At 34.0% G+C, this 20,534-nt stretch carries 21 protein-coding genes; 17 read left to right on the plus strand and 4 right to left on the minus strand.

Annotation, left to right across the window (positions count from 1 at the left end; all coding sequences use genetic code 11):
- The first annotated feature begins 577 nt into the window (after nt 1–577).
- From WC644_03400 to WC644_03445, 10 genes are read left to right on the plus strand one after another with little or no spacing between them, the layout of a single operon-like run.
- Nucleotides 578–1,309, plus strand: a complete 732-nt coding sequence (locus WC644_03400) for a hypothetical protein (GenBank protein ID MFA5010979.1) — start codon at nt 578–580, stop codon at nt 1,307–1,309.
- Between the two features lie 49 nt (nt 1,310–1,358).
- On the plus strand, nt 1,359–2,330 hold the full coding sequence (locus WC644_03405; GenBank protein ID MFA5010980.1) for a PASTA domain-containing protein: 972 nt from the start codon (nt 1,359–1,361) through the stop codon (nt 2,328–2,330).
- Nucleotides 2,330–2,983 carry a ribulose-phosphate 3-epimerase gene (gene rpe / locus WC644_03410; GenBank protein ID MFA5010981.1) on the plus strand — a complete coding sequence of 218 codons (654 nt, stop codon included), beginning with the start codon at nt 2,330–2,332 and terminating at the stop codon, nt 2,981–2,983. Before WC644_03405 ends, rpe begins: the two co-directional genes overlap by 1 nt.
- Nucleotides 2,984–4,573, plus strand: coding sequence for an NAD(P)H-hydrate dehydratase (locus WC644_03415; GenBank protein ID MFA5010982.1), 1,590 nt, complete (start codon nt 2,984–2,986; stop codon nt 4,571–4,573).
- 9 nt (nt 4,574–4,582) lie between these two features.
- Complete coding sequence (locus WC644_03420) at nt 4,583–6,019, plus strand: NADH-quinone oxidoreductase subunit N (GenBank protein ID MFA5010983.1); 1,437 nt, start codon at nt 4,583–4,585, stop codon at nt 6,017–6,019.
- On the plus strand, nt 6,019–6,873 hold the full coding sequence (locus WC644_03425; protein MFA5010984.1) for a hypothetical protein: 855 nt from the start codon (nt 6,019–6,021) through the stop codon (nt 6,871–6,873). The genes WC644_03420 and WC644_03425 overlap by 1 nt, the downstream gene beginning before the upstream one ends.
- 15 nt (nt 6,874–6,888) lie before the next feature.
- Nucleotides 6,889–7,287, plus strand: coding sequence for a single-stranded DNA-binding protein (ssb, locus tag WC644_03430; protein MFA5010985.1), 399 nt, complete (start codon nt 6,889–6,891; stop codon nt 7,285–7,287).
- A 14-nt stretch (nt 7,288–7,301) separates the two neighbouring features.
- Nucleotides 7,302–7,892: a CDP-diacylglycerol--glycerol-3-phosphate 3-phosphatidyltransferase gene (pgsA, locus tag WC644_03435; protein ID MFA5010986.1), complete on the plus strand. Its 591-nt coding sequence runs from the start codon at nt 7,302–7,304 to the stop codon at nt 7,890–7,892.
- The gene (locus tag WC644_03440) at nt 7,879–8,391 is read left to right on the plus strand and encodes a phosphatidylglycerophosphatase A (protein MFA5010987.1); all 513 of its coding nucleotides are present in this window, start codon (nt 7,879–7,881) and stop codon (nt 8,389–8,391) included. The genes pgsA and WC644_03440 overlap by 14 nt, the downstream gene beginning before the upstream one ends.
- Nucleotides 8,388–9,644 carry a competence/damage-inducible protein A gene (locus WC644_03445; GenBank protein ID MFA5010988.1) on the plus strand — a complete coding sequence of 419 codons (1,257 nt, stop codon included), beginning with the start codon at nt 8,388–8,390 and terminating at the stop codon, nt 9,642–9,644. Before WC644_03440 ends, WC644_03445 begins: the two co-directional genes overlap by 4 nt.
- Here the strand turns inward: WC644_03445 and WC644_03450 are convergent.
- Nucleotides 9,630–10,400 carry an RNA methyltransferase gene (locus WC644_03450; protein MFA5010989.1) on the minus strand — a complete coding sequence of 257 codons (771 nt, stop codon included), beginning with the start codon at nt 10,398–10,400 and terminating at the stop codon, nt 9,630–9,632. The two genes, WC644_03445 and WC644_03450, sit on opposite strands and share 15 nt — an antisense overlap.
- On the minus strand, nt 10,393–10,800 hold the full coding sequence (locus tag WC644_03455) for a 6-carboxytetrahydropterin synthase (GenBank protein MFA5010990.1): 408 nt from the start codon (nt 10,798–10,800) through the stop codon (nt 10,393–10,395). The genes WC644_03450 and WC644_03455 overlap by 8 nt, the downstream gene beginning before the upstream one ends.
- Nucleotides 10,801–10,935: 135 nt before the next feature.
- Between WC644_03455 and WC644_03460 the strand changes: the two genes are divergently transcribed.
- Genes WC644_03460 through WC644_03480 form a run of 5 tightly spaced genes read left to right on the plus strand, consistent with a single transcriptional unit; the run spans nt 10,936 to nt 16,806 of the window.
- A complete protein-coding gene (locus tag WC644_03460) occupies nt 10,936–12,279 on the plus strand; it encodes a TolC family protein (protein ID MFA5010991.1) in 1,344 nt (447 codons plus the stop codon).
- 20 nt (nt 12,280–12,299) lie between these two features.
- Nucleotides 12,300–13,640 (plus strand): efflux RND transporter periplasmic adaptor subunit, encoded by a 1,341-nt coding sequence (locus tag WC644_03465; protein MFA5010992.1) that lies wholly within the window; start codon nt 12,300–12,302, stop codon nt 13,638–13,640.
- Between the two features lie 2 nt (nt 13,641–13,642).
- Nucleotides 13,643–14,338 carry an ABC transporter ATP-binding protein gene (locus tag WC644_03470; GenBank protein MFA5010993.1) on the plus strand — a complete coding sequence of 232 codons (696 nt, stop codon included), beginning with the start codon at nt 13,643–13,645 and terminating at the stop codon, nt 14,336–14,338.
- A 9-nt stretch (nt 14,339–14,347) separates the two neighbouring features.
- Entirely contained in the window at nt 14,348–15,574 is a 1,227-nt protein-coding gene (locus WC644_03475) for an ABC transporter permease (protein MFA5010994.1), read from the plus strand.
- 2 nt (nt 15,575–15,576) lie between these two features.
- Complete coding sequence (locus WC644_03480; GenBank protein MFA5010995.1) at nt 15,577–16,806, plus strand: ABC transporter permease; 1,230 nt, start codon at nt 15,577–15,579, stop codon at nt 16,804–16,806.
- On the opposite strand, the gene WC644_03485 is transcribed toward WC644_03480, so the two are convergent.
- Together WC644_03485 and WC644_03490 are read right to left on the minus strand one after the other, a co-directional pair.
- Complete coding sequence (locus WC644_03485) at nt 16,769–17,776, minus strand: phosphotransferase (GenBank protein MFA5010996.1); 1,008 nt, start codon at nt 17,774–17,776, stop codon at nt 16,769–16,771. The two genes, WC644_03480 and WC644_03485, sit on opposite strands and share 38 nt — an antisense overlap.
- Nucleotides 17,777–17,779: 3 nt before the next feature.
- Complete coding sequence (locus tag WC644_03490) at nt 17,780–18,685, minus strand: TIGR01777 family oxidoreductase (protein ID MFA5010997.1); 906 nt, start codon at nt 18,683–18,685, stop codon at nt 17,780–17,782.
- A 95-nt stretch (nt 18,686–18,780) separates the two neighbouring features.
- Between WC644_03490 and hpnC the strand changes: the two genes are divergently transcribed.
- Both hpnC and WC644_03500 read left to right on the plus strand, forming a co-directional pair.
- Nucleotides 18,781–19,644 carry a squalene synthase HpnC gene (gene hpnC, locus WC644_03495; GenBank protein ID MFA5010998.1) on the plus strand — a complete coding sequence of 288 codons (864 nt, stop codon included), beginning with the start codon at nt 18,781–18,783 and terminating at the stop codon, nt 19,642–19,644.
- Nucleotides 19,645–19,661: 17 nt separating this feature from the next.
- Nucleotides 19,662–20,534, plus strand: a complete 873-nt coding sequence (locus WC644_03500; GenBank protein ID MFA5010999.1) for a phytoene/squalene synthase family protein — start codon at nt 19,662–19,664, stop codon at nt 20,532–20,534.

Consider the following 20,534-nt stretch of genomic DNA (forward strand, 5'->3'; position numbering starts at 1 on the left):
CTTGTTGTATTTAAATCGATTTATAGTTGCAAATCCACACTCCTGAATCATTAATTGTGTCCTCAATTCACACTTCTTTTTCGAAGTATCTATTTCAATCTTCTAACAAAAGAAAATTTCCTATAAACAACGACCATATTGTTTCATAACTCGTGTTCAATTTATTAAGGTGTAAAAAAAATTAATGAAAATTATACATTTTTCTCTTGACATTGTAATTTAAAAATACTAATTTATATTCAATATATATGCAAAATTAACAGGTTTGCAAAAGTTGCTAATAAATATAAAATCCTGTCTTTTCAGATAATAATCCTTCTTCAATACAATCTCAATACAATCTCAATACAACCTCAATCCATCTTGAATGCAATTCTAGAGTGCTTTTCTCCCGCTTCTTTCAAGCTTTTTTCACGCTTCCTGCATGAATCCGGCTAATCTCACAGCCTTTAATTCTATCAATTCATAAATTAGGTAAATATGCAAAAAATATGCAAATATTAATAAGTTTATCGTAAAATTTACTGTTTCTTTGTCAATTTTTGCTTATTTTTAATAAAATTCAGAATTTTTAATTATGGCAATTTTAAAAAGACCTAAATTAGGCAGGGTTTACGGAAAAGCAGGTGATATTGTAACTCAACGTAGGTTTAACAAAGATGTTGTATCTATCCGCCCGGAACATTATGTCACGGTTTCTGAAGACTTAATAAAAACAAGAAAGGAATTTAATCTTAAAGTCCAGTTTGCTCGAGCTATTCGTGAAAGTGATTTGCTCACAAAATGCTGGAAAAAATGCAATTTGAAATCAATCAGCGGTTATCATAAAGCACTAAGTTATAATTCAACACGTATAAAAAATGATATAACAACCCCCAATAATATTATAACCCCCGCTTTTCAAGGCTTAAGGAATTCAGATTTGGTTTTTACCGAATCCTTCAACCATGATTTTCAGAAGGATTCAATATATTTCGATTACGAATTTTCCGATAATAAAGACTTAATGTTAGTTCCTTATACATGTGTTGCTGTTTTCTTCGTCTTTTTCTCTGACGGAAAAGCTGAACGATTCGAGTGGTTCACCGTAGAAGTACAGGTTTTAGTCGATAACGAAAATTCCAACGGAATTAATACGGTAAAGTTTGAATTTACGGATAAACAGAAAGAATTGATTAAATTGTACAGAGTAATGCGTGGTTATTTTGCTGCCGTAAAAGTAAATCCGGAAAATGATAATATAATTTATTACTCTAATACAAATTATTTCGAAATCAATCTCGTCGATTATTTTAAACGAGAGTATTAATTGTGTGCATTTAAGTTTTATTTTTCAATAGATATACGTAAATTTTATAATGTTTAAAAAACTCGGTATAATACTCATTATTATCGTCGGATTTGGACTGTTTTTCAACAGTTTACTCATGCCGTGGTACGTTAAGCATGCTGAACTTACTAAGGTTCCAAACGTTACCGGTCTGAATTTTCTCGACGCTAAAAAAGTTCTCGAAGAATCAGGGCTTGACGTAAAGCAGGGTGATATTCGCTATGATGAAAATAAACCTATCGGACTTGTTCTCGATCAGGCTCCCGGTGTCGATGAAACAGTAAAAAAGGGAAGACGCGTTTATTTAACTGTATGCGGTGGCGAACAGCTTATTGATGTTCCTCGCCTTATTGGTAAATCAGAACGCGACGCTCGTTTCACTCTTGTACAAAGAAATCTTACACCGGGTGAGATTGTAAGAAAGTTTACCGCAGAGCAACCTGAGGATTTCGTTATTTCACAGATTATTCAACCCGGCAGTAAAGTTAAAAAGGGAACTAAGGTTGACCTGATAATAAGCAATGGTCCTGTTATTGGTGATATTATTATTCCTGACCTTATCGGAAAAAAACTCGCAGATGCACAGAAGATTTTACTCGAGAAGAAATTAAAAGTAGGTAAAGTTACTTATCAGTCAAGCGACCTGCCGGTCGGTCAAATTATGGACCAGTATCCCAAGAAGGATAAATCTGCGAAGGAAAATACATCTGTTGACCTTTTTGTTGCTAAAAAGAAATCCGAAGTTATTAAAGAACCTGATGAAGTGGGAGATAACGGGAATATGGAGCCGCTGGATAATAATACAAATAAGATTGAACCTAAGAAAAATAAGACTGTACCCGCAGAAGATAAGGTAAAAGAAAAGCAGGATAACGGCATGGATAAATCTAAAGAGAAATCTCCGACTGAGAAATTGAACGGTAAACCTACGAACACAGATAAATCTAAAGAAAAATCAACTACAACGGATAAATCCAAAGAAAAGAAGGAGAATAACTGATGAAAATGATTTGCCCTTCAATATTGTCTGCAGATTTTGCTAAACTGGCTGAGGAAATAAAAGAAGTTGAGCTGGGCGGTGCTGATGTTATTCATTGCGATATTATGGATGGACATTTTGTTCCGAATATTACATTCGGTCCGGACGTTGTTGCAAAAGTGAATTCAATAACAGGTCTCCCCCTCGATGTTCATCTTATGATTGAAAACGCTGATAAATATGTACCGGCTTTTGCAGAAGCCGGAGCTGATTTTATTTCTGTTCATTTTGAAAACAACTATCATTTGAACAGACTTCTGAACAAAATTAAGTCACTCGGTGTTAAAGCAGGTGTGGTGCTCAATCCCGCTACCCCGGTTGATATGCTTAAGAATATTCTCGAGTACTCTGATTTCGTCCTTTTGATGAGTGTTAATCCGGGTTTCGGCGGGCAAAAGTTTATCCCGAATTCCATAGATAAAATTATTGAACTGAAACAAATGGTGAATAAGTACAATCCCGAATGTCTTATTGAAATTGACGGTGGTATTGGTCTGGATAACATTAAGCTCGTTTCCGACGCAGGTGTCAATATGTTCGTCTGCGGAGCTTCTGTTTTTAAGGCAATTGACAGGTTTGGTGTTATTAAAGAAATGAAAAGGCTTGTTTCTTAAATGAAAAATGTTTTTTACAATGCAGATGTTCTTGAAGCTGAGAAGAAACTCATGGAAAAGTACAATATCCCTTCGGTTCTTCTTATGGAAAATGCAGGTGTTAATTCTGCAAAGATAATTTGGGAAATTCTTTTACGCGAGAAATGTAACCGTATTGTTATACTCGCCGGAAAGGGTAATAATGCAGGCGATGGATTCGTTTTAGCACGTTCCCTTTATAATTATTGTCTCAGCCAGGAAGTATTCGTACCCATTAACCTGTTTCTTTGCTATCCGCCCGAATCCTTAAAAGGTGATGCTTTAACTAATTTCAATATTGTAAAAGAACTTTTTAAAAGCGACTATTACGAAGTTACCTCCGATATAGAAAGACTAAATGACATTCTTGATGCTGAGAACGAAAAGATACTGTTTGTAGACGCAATTTTTGGTATCGGTTTTATTGGTGAACTCGACGAATACATAAAGAATATATTCTCCGATATTACTCAATATTCAAACGAAAAATTCGTAGTTGCTCTCGATACTCCGTCCGGTTTAAACAATTGGTCTGATTCAAATGATTGCCTTAAAGCCGATGTAACTATATCAATGGGAGTCAGGAAAATGAACACTATGTTCTATGAAGGAAGAAATGTCTCGGGCGAATTGAAAGTAGTCGATATCGGTCTCCCTTGCGAAAAATTCGATGAGTTTAATCTTAAAAATATTCATCTTTTTGAAAAGGAAGATACTTGTTTTGAGGAAGCAATTAGAGACAGGAATTCTCATAAATATAACAACGGAAAACTCTTTATTCTTGCGGGTTCAGAGGGTTTCAGCGGTGCTGCCTATCTTTCAGCTCAGTCCGCTCTCAGAACTGGAAATGGTGCTGTCGTTCTTGGTATCCCCGAATCTCTTAATCCTTCTATGGAAGCTAAAACTACTGAAGTTATAACTCTTCCTTTGAAATCTGAAAAATACTTTACAAACGATTCAATCGACATCGTAACAAAAAAGATAGAATGGAGCGACGCTGTATTGCTCGGTCCCGGTATCGGAAGGGAAAGTGCTACAATGTCTTTTGTAAGAAGTGTTGTGAAGAGATTCAGCAAAAACTTTGTTATTGATGCAGACGGTATTTTTGCTTTTAAAGACAATCTTGATTTTTTGAAAAAGGGAAAGTGTTCAATCGTGCTGACTCCCCATTTCGGTGAGTTCGCAAATTTACTCGGTATTACTGTAGATGAGCTTAAACCCGATTTTATAAATATTGCTAAAAAGTTTGCTTCCGATTATAATGTTGTTTTAGTTCTGAAGAATTCTCCGACTATTATAACTGACGGCAATATCGTATTTATTAATTCAACAGGGCGCGAAAATCTTGCAACCATCGGAAGCGGAGACGTTTTATCGGGAATAATATCCTCACTCGTTTCTCAGATGAAAGATGTTCCTTTGATTAATGTTGCCTCTTCGGGAGTATATCTTCACGGATATTGCGGAGATAAGCTTTACAAGTCGTACGGCTGCAGCGGAACAATTGCCGGCGACCTGATTGATACTATACCTGCTGCTAAAAATGAAATTTTAAAAAGTTATAATATTTAAACTATATAGATGATTAATCTTAACGACCTGAAAGAAATTATACCGATTTTAATCGTTGCAGCTTCTGCACTCATTTCTTTAATGATTGCTGTATTCTCTGGTAAATCTAAATATCCGGTTTACGTATTTTCTTTAATTGCTGTCCTTTCTGCAATGATTTTTGCAGGTTTAAATATCGGTAAGGATGTGTTTATTATTTCCGAAATGATGAGAATTAATTCCGTAGCAAATGCTTTTCACTTTATTGCACTCCTTTCGGTTTTACTTACAATTTCTGCATCAAAAGAATATCTTGAGAAATTTAATGTTAATTACGGCGAGTATTATTCTCTGCTGCTTATTGCTCTGTTTGGAATGCAGATAATGATTTATGCCAATGATATAATACTTATCTTTATAGGTCTTGAAACCATGTCAGTCTGTTTCTATATACTTGCAGGTTTGATGAGGCAGAGACCTAAATCAAACGAAAGCGCAATGAAGTATCTGCTGCTTGGCGCATTCATTACAGGTTTTCTTCTGTACGGTATGTCTTTAATTTACGGGGCTACCGGATACACGAGTATCTCAAAAATAATTACTACATATACAGCTTTTAAGTCTCCCATGTTCCTGATTGGTGTCGCATTATTCATGATCGGCTTTATGTTTAAGATAGGTATATTTCCATTCCAGATGTGGATTCCTGATGTTTACGAAGGTGCACCTACAATCGTATCCGGTATGATGTCAACCGCCGGAAAGATTGCAGCAGTCGGAACCCTTGCACCCATTATTCTGTCCCTTGACCTTGCTCATTATAAAATATTATTCTCAATTCTCGCTACACTTACTATGCTGTATGGAAACATTGTGGCACTAACACAGAATAACTTAAAAAGACTTCTTGCTTATTCTTCAATAGCAAGTGCAGGTTACATTCTTGTTGGCATTACTGCTATGGATGACGTTGCGAACAAGGGAATAGCATTCTACATGCTTGCTTATGTTTTTATGCAGCTCGGTGCTTTCATCGTCGTTTCTGTATTCGAAAATTCAGCTTCAGATGGTAAGGATTTTGGTAACGTTACATTCGATGATTACAAAGGGCTCGCTAAAAGAAGTCCGTTTCTTGCATTAGTACTGACAGCTTTTCTATTCTCCTTAGCGGGTATTCCGCCGTTCGCAGGATTCTGGGGTAAGTACTATATATTCTATGCAGCAATAAAAGCTAATCTTGTCTGGCTTTCTGTAATAGCAATTTTATTAAGTGTTGTATCAGTTTACTACTATTTGAAAGTAATAATATATATGTGGTTTAAGGAACCGGAAGGTGCGCTGTCAGAGGACAGGAATAAAGGTAACACAATGTCAAAGCTTGCAATTGGAATCTCAGTCACAGGTACTCTTTTATTTGGCATTTATCCGGAATTATTCTTTAATTTCTTTAAGTTGATTATTAAATAATGTTTCTGCTTTTAATATTAAATATTCTTCTGTTTAATGGGGATAGTATCCTCGTAAAGTCGAACGAATTGAGCGGATTTCTTAATGCTGTTTCTATAACATCTGACGGGAAAGGGAAAATATACATCCTTGATGCTATGAGCAATGAAATTGTTAAGTTTGATGAATCGTTGAAAGAAATAAAACGTTCAGGGAAAAAGGGGTGGGCAAACGGCGAATTCGATTCTCCGACTTGTATTGAAGGTTCTTCAGGTCTTGAAATTCATGTATCGGACCCTATGAACTTTAGGATTCAAAAACTCGATCTGAATCTTAGTTACATAAATTCAATCTACACTAATTATGAATCCTTTCCTGAAAACCTGAAATTTCAGACTCCCGTATCAACTGTTTTCATTAATCCTTACATTTATTCAATTGACGGAGAGAATAATCGTATTGTTACTTATCAATACCAGAACCAAAGCATGTATCAGCCCGCTTTTTCTTTTGGTGGTTTTCAGTCAGCTCAGAAACCTATGTCAAAACCTGTCAAGATTGTAAAAGATGGTCTCAATAATATTTATATATTCGATTCTATACTTAATACGGTTTTTAAATATGATAATTTTGGAAATTATCTGAATTCATTGGAGTCTAAATACATAAAATCAATATCCGCTTTTAATTATCAGCTTTACATTCTTACTGATTCCGAAATTCTTGTTTACGATGCTAAAAAAAATGCATATTCAGGCCGATACTTATTCGCAGAACCAATACTAAGCGAGAAATTAAAAGATTTTATTGTTTTTTCTTCAGCAAAATTCTTTTTGCTCGAAAAGACTAAAGTGATAGAATTCAACCTTAAATAATTAAATTTATTACTTATGTCAAAATCATTAAATAAAGTAATGCTTATCGGTCGTCTTGGAAAAGACCCGGAAGTAAAATACACTGCCGATGGAACAGCATATACTAAGTTCAGTATTGCTACTTCAGATACATACAAAAGTAAGGATGGAAGTGATGTTGAAAAGACAGAATGGCACTATATAACAGTATGGAGAAAACTTGCTGAGATTTGTGGTCAATATCTGAAGAAAGGAAGTAAAATTTATCTTGAGGGAAGCATTAGAAGCTATGTTGACCCAAAGGATGAAACTAAGAAATATACCGGTATAGATATGACTGAGATGATAATGCTTGATAATAAGAAATCAACGGGAGATGGAGAACAAGTAAAAAGTTCTCAGTCTGAAGAAAATAAAGACGACTTACCGTTTTAATTGGCATTATCCGGATGAGAAATGTACCGAATATACTTTCTGTTATAAGAATACTTCTTTCTCCGGTTTTTCTGATTATGTTCCTGAGCGGCAATGTTTCTTTACAGCGTCTTTCGCTCGTTGTATTCTTCGCAGCAGTCCTGACTGACTGGTATGACGGTTGGCATGCAAGAAAATATGATTCCATTACGAACTTTGGAATTTTTATTGATCCGCTTGCTGATAAAGTACTGACCTCATTTGCATTCTATCTTTTTTTCTTGCTTGGTTTTATGCCTTTATGGATGCTTATCATCATTGCATTAAGAGATATAGTGGTTACTTTAATCCGTTCTTATGATGAATACAAAGGCATTACTTTAAAAACATCTTTCATCGCTAAAGCAAAAACTTTCTTCCAGATGTCGTATATCTTTTTCATCTTGTTTCTTTTAATATTTATGACAACTGATATAAATGGTAAACTAAAAGAGGATATACGTTACTTTGTTTATGAATCGGATCTTAATTACTTCCTTATGCTTTTCGTGACACTTCTTACGTTTTATACAGGTCTGGATTATATTATCAGAGCACAACATATCAAACGAAATGAGATTGATTAAAAAGAAGATTATTGAAAATGAAGATGTCAGGATTGATTTCTTTACGATGTTTATTGCATCAGCATTATTCACGGGCTATTTCCCGTTCGCAAGCGGTACGGTTGGAAGTTTGTTCGCTGTTTTGTTAATTTTCATTCCCGGTTTCTATAATCCTGTTGTTTTAATGACATTATCTCTTATCTTTTTCTTTGTCGGGATTATTGTCTCGGACAGAATGATGCAAAGGTACGGAAAGGATCCGTCTGTTGTTGTTATAGATGAAGTCGTGGGTATGTGGTTGAGTTTGTTCATCATTTCGGTCTTTGGATTGAATAATATTTGGATTGTAGCTGTAACTTCATTCCTTACATTTCGAGTCTTTGATATACTAAAAGTATTTCCGGGAAATTATTTTGATAAAATGGACAGCGGAAGAGGAGTAATGCTGGATGATGTTGTTGCAGGTATCTACAGTGGATTTTTAAGTGTTATATTAATTAAAGCATTATCTTATTTATGATAAATACTAAAGTAATTTCAATAGGAGATGAAATCTTAATCGGACAGATTGTAAACACGAATTCCGCATTCATTAACGAAAAGCTTAACTGTTTGGGAATTAAGGTAAAAAAAGTTGTTACAATTGGTGATAACCGGCAAGACCTTCTCGATGAACTTCAGGATTCTGTTATGAACGATTATAAGATTAATTTAATAACAGGAGGTCTTGGTCCTACTCATGATGATATAACTAAACCAATACTTCTTGAGTTTTTTGATGATGAGCTGATTCTCGATGAAAAGGTTCTTGAGAAAGTGGAAAGTATATTTACAAAACGAAATGTAAAAATGCCTGAAACAAATATCGGACAGGCAATGATTCCATCAAAGTCAAAAGTAATATGGAATGAGTTTGGAACAGCTCCGGGAATATTGATGGAAAAGGACGATAAGATCTTCATTGCGATGCCCGGTGTTCCTTTTGAAATGAAAGCGATGATTGAAAATTCAGTGCTGCCATTGATTAAAGAAAAGTATCTTAGAAATCCTGAGTATTTTCATAGAAGTAAAACGCTCTTAACTGCAGGTATTGGTGAGTCACTTCTGTCTGAACAAATTGGAAATATAGAAAAGCTGTTGCAGGGTCATAAGATGGCTTTCCTGCCGTCTCCTCTTGGAGTTAGATTGCGAATTGAAGTAAAATGTAAGACTGAATCAGATGCTGATTTGGAGCTTAAAAGAATTGAAAATTCGCTCTTTGAAAAAATAGGGGATTACATCTACGGACAGAATGACGACTTGCTTGAAGAACTTGTTGGTAATCTTCTTGTTGAAAAGAATCTTACCATTGCTGTCGCTGAATCATGCACAGGTGGAATAATATCGGGAAGAATTACTAATGTTTCCGGAAGCTCGAAGTATTTCAAAGGTAGTATTATTTCTTATGCCAATGAAGTAAAAGAAAACATTCTTAAAATAAACCCGGATTTGATAAATAAAAATGGTGCTGTAAGTAGTGAAGTCGCAGTTGAGATGGCAGTAGGAGTAAGGAAACTCCTTAAGACAGATATCGGTATTTCTGCGACAGGAATTGCAGGACCAACAGGTGGAACTGAGTCTAAGCCGGTTGGACTTGTTTACATAGCAATCTCTATAGGTGATAAAACATATTCTAAAGAATTATTTCTCGGTGACAATCGTCACCGGAACAGGATTAGAGCAGCTCAGGCAGCTCTCGAAATGTTGAGGAAAGAATTACTAATTCTCAAATAATCTTTTAAACTCGTTTATTACAATTCCGACTGTTACCGAAACATTTAGCGATTCGCAGCCTGTGAAAGATTTTATCTTTATCTCTTTGTATTCTTTATTCTCAATCAATTCCTTTGATATACCATTTGCTTCATTTCCGAAAACAATCACAGCTTTTCCTTTGGAAATTGTTTTGTCCGATATCACATTACCGGTTAATGTCGTCAGATAGATGTTGTATCCGTTGTTCTTAAGACTTTTAAATTCAAGGTTTAAATCTGCCTCTGTATTGAAATTAACGTAGAATAATGCACCCTGAGATGCACGAATGGTTTTGGTATTGTAAACGTCAGCTGAATTCTTTCCTATTATTATAGATTCTATTCCATACCAATAGCAAGTTCTTAGAATAGTACCCAGGTTCCCCGGATCGTTAATACTATCAAGTGCTACTACTATTTTTCCACATAAAAGCTTCTTTTCCTCTGACTTTTTTACAACAGCTAATATGCCTTGTGGTGATTTTGTGTCCGATAGCTTATCGAACTGTACATTGTTAACTTTATAAGTATAGATGGCAGGAAGTTTATTAATTATGAATTCATTATCAAAATCATGTCTCCTAATTACATACTTCAATCCCTTTTTTCCTGACTTGATGAATTCTGATAGCAAATGCTCTCCCTCGATTAAATACATCCCATGCAAATCCCTGTATTTTTTAAACTTTAAACTAGCTATAAACTTGAGTTCGTTATTTGTGAGTACTCTATTCATTCCCTTTGTAGATTACCGAATTCTTCTCAGTTTCAAAAAGTTTTACCGAATAAAGTTCATACAAATCACCTCTCAATATGTCCTTTAACTCGTTCCAAAAGATTACTGCCATGTTCTCTGTAGTCGGAATAACATTTTTAAATAAATCCACTTCGTTAAGATATTTATGATCAACCTTCTCAATAATCTTCTCATTAAGTATTACCTTCAGTTTTTTCAGGTCCATAACATATCCGCTTACAGGATCTGCTTCTCCTTTTATCGTTATTTCAAGGTAATAATTGTGTCCGTGAAATGAATTGCATTTTCCGAATAAATTCTCATTCTCGCTTTCTGTAAGGGAATCGTTTTTTAGTGTATGAGATGCTGAAAAATGTTCTCTGCGTGTTATGTATAGCATATTAAATTTAAATCAATTAATTTTTATAATTTAGCATAAATGAATCGTAAAAATAAGGATAATAAATATCAAATAATCCAGCATTTTGAAACATTTTTCAATCTTATCCGTTTTATAAGTATAAATTATTAGACAATGAGAAAAATATTAGCACTTACTCTGTTTTCACTTTTTACTTTCAATCTCGCAAGTGCTCAGGAAATCTTCGACCTTAGAAAATCGGTCAATACTGCTTTTGCAAACAGTCTTGTGATATCACAGCTTCAGAACAACATTAACATACAGGAGTTTAATGTTAAATCTTCCTGGGGTGATTTGATTCCAACACTCAACTTAAACGGTCAGTTTAGCAGGAACAACACTTATTCTACCGGTGGCACAGTTTATCAGAATGGTTTACCAATCAACCTCGGTGATACAAAGCAGGCAATAAACAATTGGCAGCTCGGTATGAATTCATCTGTTACTATTTTTAACGGATTGGCAAATTACGAAAACATTGACCTTCAGAAGAAGAATTTATCAAATCTTTATTTGAATCTGGAAAATGAAAAGTACGGTATTGTTATGCAGGTCTATCAGAAGTTCTTTGATGTTATTAAAAAGGACAGGATTGTTGACGTAAACATGGAAAATCTTCAGGTATCTATTAATCAACTTAATCAAATAAAGGAATACGTAGAAGTCGGAAAGAAAACCGTATCTGATATCTATAAGCAGGATGTACAGGTTGCTCAGAACGAATTAAGTGTTCTATCTTCAGAAAATGATTTTGAGAAGTCAAAAGTCGAATTTCTTAACACTCTTAATGATGACGTTAATAAATCTATTAGTCTTGAATACGATGAAATTTACATCCCATCAACTCTTACTGAACTTCAATCTGTGATGGACAAATACTCTGATTTTGATGCTTTAGTAAAAAGTGCTGTTAACAGTAGATATGATTACAAATATGCTGAGGAAGACATTAAACTTAATGAAATAAAACTGAGTATTGCAAAAAAGAATCTATATTTTCCAACTCTTTCAGCATTCGCTAATGCAAGCATTAGCGGAAATGAAGTCTATAATATAGATAATAACAAAGTTTTTACTTACGGATTAACTCTAAGTTATCCCATATTTCAGGGATTCAAAACAGATATTAACAGGCAGATATCTGAAGTTAATATAAAACAGAAACAGGAAGACCTTATAAAACTCGAAAAGAATATTAGGGCTGAAATAAAGAAATCGATGTTTGACCTCGAAACTGCTTATAAGCAAATAGAAATTCTCGAAAAGAATATTGTCGCATCAGAACAGGACAAACTGCTATCCGAGGAAAATTTCAGGATAGGTTATGGTACTTTACTTGACGTACAAGTAGCAACAACTAACTTAAATAATCTGCTTATAAACAGAATTAACTACATTTATAATTTTGTCCTTACACAAAAATATTTAGAGTATTTATCGGGTATTTTAAAATATTAAAGAATATTATTCAAATAACAATGGAAGAAAATAAAATTACCGCAACAAATAATTCAAAGAAGAAAAGCAAGAAAAGAAAGAAAAGAATCATTTGGATTGGGGTTATTCTGCTTTTACTGCTTATTGTGGTCGCTGTCGTATTGTCTGGTAAGAAGGAGAGACTTGTCGAAGTACAGACTGAAAAGGTAACTAAACATGATATTACACAGATTGTTACCGCAACAGGTAAGATTCAAGCCGAAACTAAAGTTAATATCAGTGCAGAAGTCAGCGGTGAAATAGTATCCTTACCCTTTCAGGAAGGGGATGTAGTTAATAAAGGTGATTTAGTGGTAAAAATCAGACCTGATGCCTACTATCCTAAAGTTAAGCAAGAAAATGCAGGTATAAAGGTTGCAGAGAGTAATCTTGAGGCACAGGAAGTTAACCTTCGAAAGTATAAACTTGAACTTGATAGGATTAAAACACTATTTGACAAAGGTCTAGCTTCTCAGCAGGATTATGATAATGCCTTAACTAATTATGACGCTACTAATGCACAAATGAATACTATCAGAGCTCAGATACAGCAGCAAAGGGCTTCCTTATCCTCCGTGGAGTATGACATCTCCAAAACAACTATTAACGCCCCAATGTCAGGGACAGTCACACAACTCAATAATGAAGAGGGTGAAAAAGTACTTGGTACATCATTTAATATCGGCTCACAGATCATGACGATATCCGACCTTAACTCTATGGAAGCACAGGTCGAAGTCGGAGAGACAGACGTTACCCTTGTTAAGCTTGGTGATACTGCAAGAATCGAAATTGATGCTTTCCCCGGTAAAACTTTTACCGGTTATGTTTATGAAATTGCTAATACTGCAAAGGCAAAGAATACCGGGACTCAGGAAGAAGTTGTAAACTTTATCGTTAAGATTAGAGTAAATAAGGAAGATTATGATTTAAGACCAGGAATGAGTTGTACCGTTGATATAGAAGTTGACCGAAAGGAAAATGTGATAGCAGTACCGATTCAGTCTGTGACAACAAGGGATGATGAATTACAAGGACAAATGACATTAGGTGGTGAAAAAGATAAGTCGGTACCAGAGAACTTATCCAGCCAGAGAGATGAAAAACTAATGAAAAAGGCAAAACCTAAAGAAGTGGTTTTTGTGGTGGAGAATGGTGCATCAATAAAGAAGGAAGTTAAGACGGGTATTAGCGATGATGCTTATATTGAAATAATAGAAGGTATATCCGATGGTGTCGAAGTAATTAAGGGAAGTTTTAAGGCAATTAATAAAGAATTAGATAATAACGTAAAGGTAAAAGTTAATAATGATAAGAAACTCCCTAAGAAAGATGGTGAATAATAATGAGTATTATAATCGATATAAGTAATATAAAAAAGGTTTATGAAATGGGTGAAGAAAAGCTCTTTGCTCTAGACGGTGTCGATGTGGTTATTGAAAGAAATGAGTATGTTGCTATTATGGGTCCATCAGGTTCGGGAAAATCAACTTTGATGAATATAATCGGTTGTCTTGATACGCCGACGTCTGGCAAGTATATTTTAAATGGTAAAGATGTCCATGAAATGGATGATGATGAACTTGCAGAAATACGTAACAAAGAAATTGGATTTGTGTTTCAAACGTTTAATCTATTGCCGAGAAACAATGCTCTTCACAATGTAGAATTACCCTTAATATATTCAGGTTTGTCAAAAGCGGATAGAATAAAACAAGCACAGGATTCGCTTGCAAACGTCGGGCTTGCTGACAGAATGATGCATAAACCAAATGAATTGTCGGGAGGCCAGAGACAGCGCGTTGCTGTCGCCAGAGCATTAGTTAACAATCCATCCATTATACTTGCTGATGAACCAACAGGTAATCTTGATACAAAAACCGGTGAAGAAATTATGTCTTTGTTCACTGACCTTAATAAAAAGGGAAATACAATCATTCTTGTTACACACGAAGAGGAAATTGCAAGACATGCTAATCGGATAATCAAAATCCGTGACGGGCTCATAGAATCAGATAATATTAAAGAATCGAGCGCATAATTATAAACGATGAACATTTTTGTTGAAATTAAAGAAAGTCTAATTATTGCGATAAATGCTATCAGGGGCAATAAAATGCGTTCGTTTCTCGCTGCTCTTGGAATAGTAATCGGGATAACCGCTGTTACTCTAATGCAGACCGCAATAGAGGGTATTAACAGGGCTTTTGAATCAAGTATTGCTTCGGTTGGTGCAGATGTTCTGTATGTACAGAAATTCGAATGGTTTGGAAATGAAGATTACGAAGTATACCGAAATAGAAAAGACCTTACACTTAAGCATTATGAATTCTTAAAAAGATTTTCACAGACATCATCATCTATCAGCCCATCAGCAGGTACAGGAAGAATGGTTCAGTATGGCAGCCTTAACCTTGAAGGTGTATTTGTAATCGGTACAACTGATGAGTATCAAAAAACTGTAAGTCTGAACATTGACGACGGTAGGTTTATGACAGCAAAAGAAGTTGAAAATGCATACCCTGTTTGTATGATTGGTATGGATGTTAAGAATGGACTTTTCTCAAACATTAATCCTATTGGAAAAATTATTAAAGTAGGAAGTTATTCTTTTCGCATAATCGGAATAATAGAGAAGCAGGGAAGTATGCTTGGGTTATTTAGCCTTGATAGCAGAGTAATAATACCAATTACTACTTTTTATAAATATTTCGGTACTCGAAGAAGTTTATCTATCAACATTAAAGCTGCAGATTTAAATAATTTAGAGGAAACGAAAGAAGAAGTTAGATCAATAATGCGAAAAGCAAGAAAAGTTCCTCCCGGTGCAAGAGATGATTTTGGTATTAATGAGCAAGCTGCATTTAAAGACACATATAATCAACTTACAGCATTAATTAAAGTTATTGGTTTGTTAATTACTGGATTATCACTAATTGTAGGTTCTGTTGGTATTGCTAATATTATGTTTGTTTCAGTTAAGGAAAGAACGAGAGAAATTGGCATTAGAAAGGCTATAGGAGCCAGACGAAGGACAATCCTAATTCAGTTTTTAATCGAATCGAGCGTTATATGTCTTGGAGGCGGAATGGTAGGCATGATGATTTCCTTCCCAATTAGTCTCATTATAGATGCTTTTGTACTGCCGACTGCTATGCCATTGTGGGTGGTCGTTTTAGGTCTTTTAATATCATTGTTTTTTGGAGTATTGTCAGGTTTCTTCCCCGCATACAATGCAGCTAAACTTGATCCAGTTGATTCATTAAGGTATGAATAATTATGATAGTAGGTGAAATAGTTAGATTATCAGTTGATACAATAAGAAGTAATAAACTAAGAACTTCTTTGACTCTTGCAGGAATTGCAATCGGCGTATTCTCAATTATTGCAATTATGACGCTTCTTGATGCATTGCAAACGGGAATTGATTCAGGTTTAAGCCAGTTGGGAACAAATACATTTCAAATACAAAAATTTCCTGTAGTAATGGGAGGACCTCCAAGCAGAAAAATGAGAAACAGACCCGATATTGTTTACGATCAGGGTGAACGATTAATTGAAAAAGCCACTTTATATAAATATATCTCGCTTGAATACTGGAAAGGTTCTAAAACTTTTAAGTATGGACAGAATTCTACTAATCCTAATATGTACCTTGGGGGAGTAAATATGGATTTCCTTCCATGCAATGATTACGCTATTAAAGAGGGAAGGTTTTTTACTCAACCTGAATTAAACAGTGCCAGTTCAGTCGTTGTGATCGGAATGGAAGTAGTAGATAAATTATTTCCCAAAGAAACACCTATAGGGAAGAAGATTATTCTTGATAAGAATGAATTTATGGTTATTGGGATTCTTGAACCAAAGGGTGAAAGTTTTGGACAGAGCCGTGATAACATTGCCCTTGTACCGATTACAAGAGCATTACAGATATACAGAGGAGACCAAAATCAATCTATTAATATTGCTGTACAGGCTCCAAGCAGAGAGCAATATGATGAAACCGTTGAGCATATATCAGGAATAATGAGAATAATTAGAAAAGTAAAGCCCGGTGAAGATAATAATTTTGAAATATATTCAAATGAGTCTCTAATTGCACAGGTTAGTGCATTTACCAATTACTTCAAGTATGGTGCAGGATTTATTTCTTTCATTGCTTTGCTCGCTGCCGGTATTGGTATAATGAATATAATGCTTGTTTCTGTTACAGAAAGAACGAAAGAAATTGGAATAAGGAAGTCAATTGGTGCAAAACATAAGAACATACTGTATCAGTTTCTTTTCGAAGCAGTTATACTTTCCTTAATGGGTGGTGTTGCCGGAATAATCCTCGGGATTCTTTCAGGAAACCTTCTTGCAATATATCTCAGTTCACCTGTTGTAATACCGGTTGACTGGATTATTATCGGATTGGTAATCTGTACGCTTGTGGGTCTTATATTCGGTGTTTATCCTGCTTATAAGGCTGCTAAATTGAATCCGATTGATGCTTTGAGGTATGAGTAGTATACATTTCAGCAATTTGTACTCTTAATTTATCAAGATTATTATCCAGATTTAAAGTTTGTAAGTTATTAATAGCCACCGGAATTTTCTCTAAAACGTTTATATTCTTTTTCTCAAAATATGAATGTGAGTAACTTCCAAGGATCTGTATAATTCTTAATAATGCAAAGTAATCAAGAGAATTAAAGAATACATCCTTATCCATTTTTTCAAACCTGTTAAATTCATTAAAATAATGCTTTTTAAGTTTAATCCTTTCTTCATTAGTAATATCAATACTGCCGGAATAAAGAAATGAAATTAAATCATACTGAGGTGGACCTAGCCTTCCAGACTGATAATCAACAAAGTAAGGTTCATTGTTATTAATTATAATATTTCTCGGCTGGAAATCTCTATACATAAAATAATTCTTAGTTGAATTAACAGTTAATTCAAGAATAATATTAAGAATCTTATTGTTTAATACTTCAGTATTATTATCTAAGTATCTAATTAAGAAATACTTATTGAACTTAACTGTATCAAGATAAATTTGATCTTGGTCAAAATGTCTCGTCTCATAGCAAAGATCAAAATTTATCGCTCTAGCTCCAAAAACCTGAAACTTAACGAGATGTTCTATAACTTTTTTGTAAACCTGAAACAACTCTTCTCTTATTGAATATTGCTTTATGATATCGAACAATGTATGTTTACCAAGATCTGTAACATAATAAATTTTCCTATCTTCAGAAACATGTAATACTCTTGATGTGTTTAGTTTTAGATTATTAAACACCTGTGTAAAACCAATAAAAGCTTCATTCTCTTTTATGCATTCGTTATAAATCCCAATAATACTGATGTTATTTGTACTAATTCTGATTATTAGCTTATCAGATACCCCGCCTCTAAGTTTACTGTAACTTGTCACTTCATACGGGAATACAGTCTTGAAGAGTTTTAATATTTTCTCTAAATGATCCAAAACTTACCCTATAAGGTTATTAATTGCTGATTCAATATCATTATATTTAAAGTAAAAGCCACTTCTTAGCAGCTTTTGCGGAACAGCTCTCTGGCTCCCAGTTAAAAACTCTGCAAATTCACCGACAATAATTTTAAGCATAAATTCCGGTACCATAAACAGATTAGGACGTTTTAACGCTTTTGCCACCACAGAACTAAATTCGATGTTTGTAACAGGTTTAGGAGCTGTACCGTTTAAGATACCTGTAATATTTGTGTTTTTTATTGCTTCTTCATAAATCTTTATAATATCGTCAACATGAACCCAAGGAAGAAACTGATTACCGTTCCCAAGTCTGCCTCCTACAAAATACTTAAACAGCTGTATCATTCTCGGAAATCCACCTTCCGTTTTATCAAGTACAACACCTACCCTAATGCACACAGTTCTAACGTTAAATTTTTCGGTTTTTTGTGCTGATTTCTCCCAGTCGATACACAAATTAGCTAAATAATCATTACCGAGTGATGAAAGCTCATTTAATGCTTCATTACCTCTGTTTCCGTAAATACCTGTTGCGGAAGTGCTTACGAATGTATGCGGTTTTTCCGAACATAATGATATTGCATCGGATATCATGCGTGTTGTTTCAATCCTGCTGTCGTACATAATCTTTTTATATTTCTCGTTCCATCTTTGTCCGGCTATAGGAGCTCCTGAAAAGTTGACAACAATACTAGCTCCATTGATTATATTTTTTAATGATTCAGTATCATAATTAAAAGCCGTATATTCGACCTCATTATTCTTACTGATTTTGTCAGGATTTCTTGAAGCAACAACAATTCTATAATGACCCTTAAGGTTTTTTATCAATCTTTTTCCAAGAAAGCCTGAACCCCCGAATATGACTACTCTATCTACCATAAATTATTTTTTCATAGTTCAGTTTTATACATAGACAATTTAATATTTATTTATGATATTAAAACATCTATTTTTCTAACATAATTTTTGACATTATTAGCTTTACAGAGGCAGCATATTATTATTGTGAAAATTTAACTAAGAACAACTACGAGAATTTCCCGGTTGCATCAATCTTTATTCCCAAAAGTAAACGTAATTCCATATACAGCATATATGCATTTGCACGTACAGCTGATAATATAGCTGATTCCAAATATTTACCTCCGGATGATAAAATGGAAAAATTAAATATGATGCAGAATCTGCTTTATAGTGACCCTCAATATGATAAACTGGATGTACATTTTAAAAGCATCTTTACTGCTTTGCATGATACGCTCGAAAAAACAAAAATTGATAAAGAAGACCTTAAATCACTTCTACTTGCTTTCAAACAGGATGTAAATAAAAACAGATATTATAACTTTGAGGATCTACTTGAGTATTCTAAGTTTTCTGCGGATCCGGTCGGAAGTCTTATCCTACAGTTATTTGGATTTGACAAGAAAACTGATAGCGAACTTTTCAACTATTCAAATAAGATATGTTCTGCACTTCAATTTACGAATTTCTGGCAGGATGTTTCCATTGATCTTCTTATAAACAGAATTTATGTTCCTTCAAAGAATATGCAGGAACATAATTATTCAGAGGATGACTTGTTTGCCAAAGTTGAGAATGATAAATTTAAAAGAATAATGAAAGAACTTGTAGATGAAACTGAAAATATGTTTTATGAGGGTAAAGAGTTACCTAAGCATCTTACTAGAACTCTTAAGTATGAAATAAATGCAACAATAAAAGGGGGAATGAAAATTCTTGAGCTTATAAGGAAAAACAATTATAAAGTATTATCACATAGAGTAAAACTAAGTAAAGGAAATAAACTAATACTTTTGCTTAAATCTATACTCTGAAATTGTTTATTTCATTTGTGAAAGAAAATACATCACATACCGATGTTCAGACCATAATGAAGAAGAGTAAGACAAACTTCTTTTATTCTTCTTTTTTTCTGAATAAGACTAAGCAGGAAGGACTGAGAGTAATTTATGCATTTTGCCGAATGACGGATGATATTGTTGATAATGAAAGTATGACACGCGAAGAAAAATCAGCAAGTATTAAAAAATGGAAAGATCGGCTTAATAATTCACTGAATAACAATTCAAATGATGAATTCTTTAACCATCTCAGGAAGCAAATTAATACCTTTATGATTCCTCATAAGCCCTTCTTTGATCTTATTGAAGGAATGGAAATGGATATTAAAAAGAACAGATATGAATCGTTCGATGAATTGTACAAATACTGCTATTGTGTAGCTTCAAGTGTAGGTTTGATGAGTATTGAGATTTTTGGATACAAGAATCAGGATATTAAAAAGTATGCCGAATATCTCGGTGTTGCATTACAGCTAACTAATATTATCAGAGATATAAAAAAGGATGCTGTTAATAACAGGATTTATCTTCCTTTGGAAGATATGAGGAAATATGATTATACTGATCAAGAATTATTGAATTATGTTTATAATGAGAAATTTATTAAACTGATGGAATTTCAACACAATAGAGCAAATGAGTGTTATTTAAAAGCTGATACATTTTTAAAAAGGGCAGATAAATCGAATATGATTGCCGCGATAATAATGAAGAACATTTATTATAAACTACACAAAAAGATAAAATCTGTAAATTATAATATATTCGACAACGATATCAGGATATCAAAAATTAATAAATTTGTATCAGCGTTTATGATTTTTATAAAATACAAATTGTTATATAAAATAGGGCTACAATAA

The organism is Ignavibacteria bacterium, from assembly GCA_041649015.1.
GTDB lineage: Bacteria > Bacteroidota > Ignavibacteria > Tepidaquicellales > Tepidaquicellaceae > CAIKZJ01.

Coding starts and splice junctions, on each gene's coding strand:
- WC644_03425 (MFA5010984.1), top strand. CDS start 6,019: ATGTTTCTGCTTTTAATATTAAATATTCTTCTGTTTAATGGGGATAGT.
- WC644_03480 (MFA5010995.1), top strand. CDS start 15,577: ATGATAGTAGGTGAAATAGTTAGATTATCAGTTGATACAATAAGAAGT.
- WC644_03455 (MFA5010990.1), bottom strand. CDS start 10,800: ATGCTATACATAACACGCAGAGAACATTTTTCAGCATCTCATACACTA.
- WC644_03470 (MFA5010993.1), top strand. CDS start 13,643: ATGAGTATTATAATCGATATAAGTAATATAAAAAAGGTTTATGAAATG.
- WC644_03460 (MFA5010991.1), top strand. CDS start 10,936: ATGAGAAAAATATTAGCACTTACTCTGTTTTCACTTTTTACTTTCAAT.
- WC644_03490 (MFA5010997.1), bottom strand. CDS start 18,685: ATGGTAGATAGAGTAGTCATATTCGGGGGTTCAGGCTTTCTTGGAAAA.
- WC644_03400 (MFA5010979.1), top strand. CDS start 578: ATGGCAATTTTAAAAAGACCTAAATTAGGCAGGGTTTACGGAAAAGCA.
- WC644_03405 (MFA5010980.1), top strand. CDS start 1,359: ATGTTTAAAAAACTCGGTATAATACTCATTATTATCGTCGGATTTGGA.
- ssb (MFA5010985.1), top strand. CDS start 6,889: ATGTCAAAATCATTAAATAAAGTAATGCTTATCGGTCGTCTTGGAAAA.
- WC644_03450 (MFA5010989.1), bottom strand. CDS start 10,400: ATGAATAGAGTACTCACAAATAACGAACTCAAGTTTATAGCTAGTTTA.
- WC644_03475 (MFA5010994.1), top strand. CDS start 14,348: ATGAACATTTTTGTTGAAATTAAAGAAAGTCTAATTATTGCGATAAAT.
- WC644_03415 (MFA5010982.1), top strand. CDS start 2,984: ATGAAAAATGTTTTTTACAATGCAGATGTTCTTGAAGCTGAGAAGAAA.
- pgsA (MFA5010986.1), top strand. CDS start 7,302: ATGAGAAATGTACCGAATATACTTTCTGTTATAAGAATACTTCTTTCT.
- WC644_03420 (MFA5010983.1), top strand. CDS start 4,583: ATGATTAATCTTAACGACCTGAAAGAAATTATACCGATTTTAATCGTT.
- WC644_03440 (MFA5010987.1), top strand. CDS start 7,879: ATGAGATTGATTAAAAAGAAGATTATTGAAAATGAAGATGTCAGGATT.
- WC644_03445 (MFA5010988.1), top strand. CDS start 8,388: ATGATAAATACTAAAGTAATTTCAATAGGAGATGAAATCTTAATCGGA.
- rpe (MFA5010981.1), top strand. CDS start 2,330: ATGAAAATGATTTGCCCTTCAATATTGTCTGCAGATTTTGCTAAACTG.
- WC644_03465 (MFA5010992.1), top strand. CDS start 12,300: ATGGAAGAAAATAAAATTACCGCAACAAATAATTCAAAGAAGAAAAGC.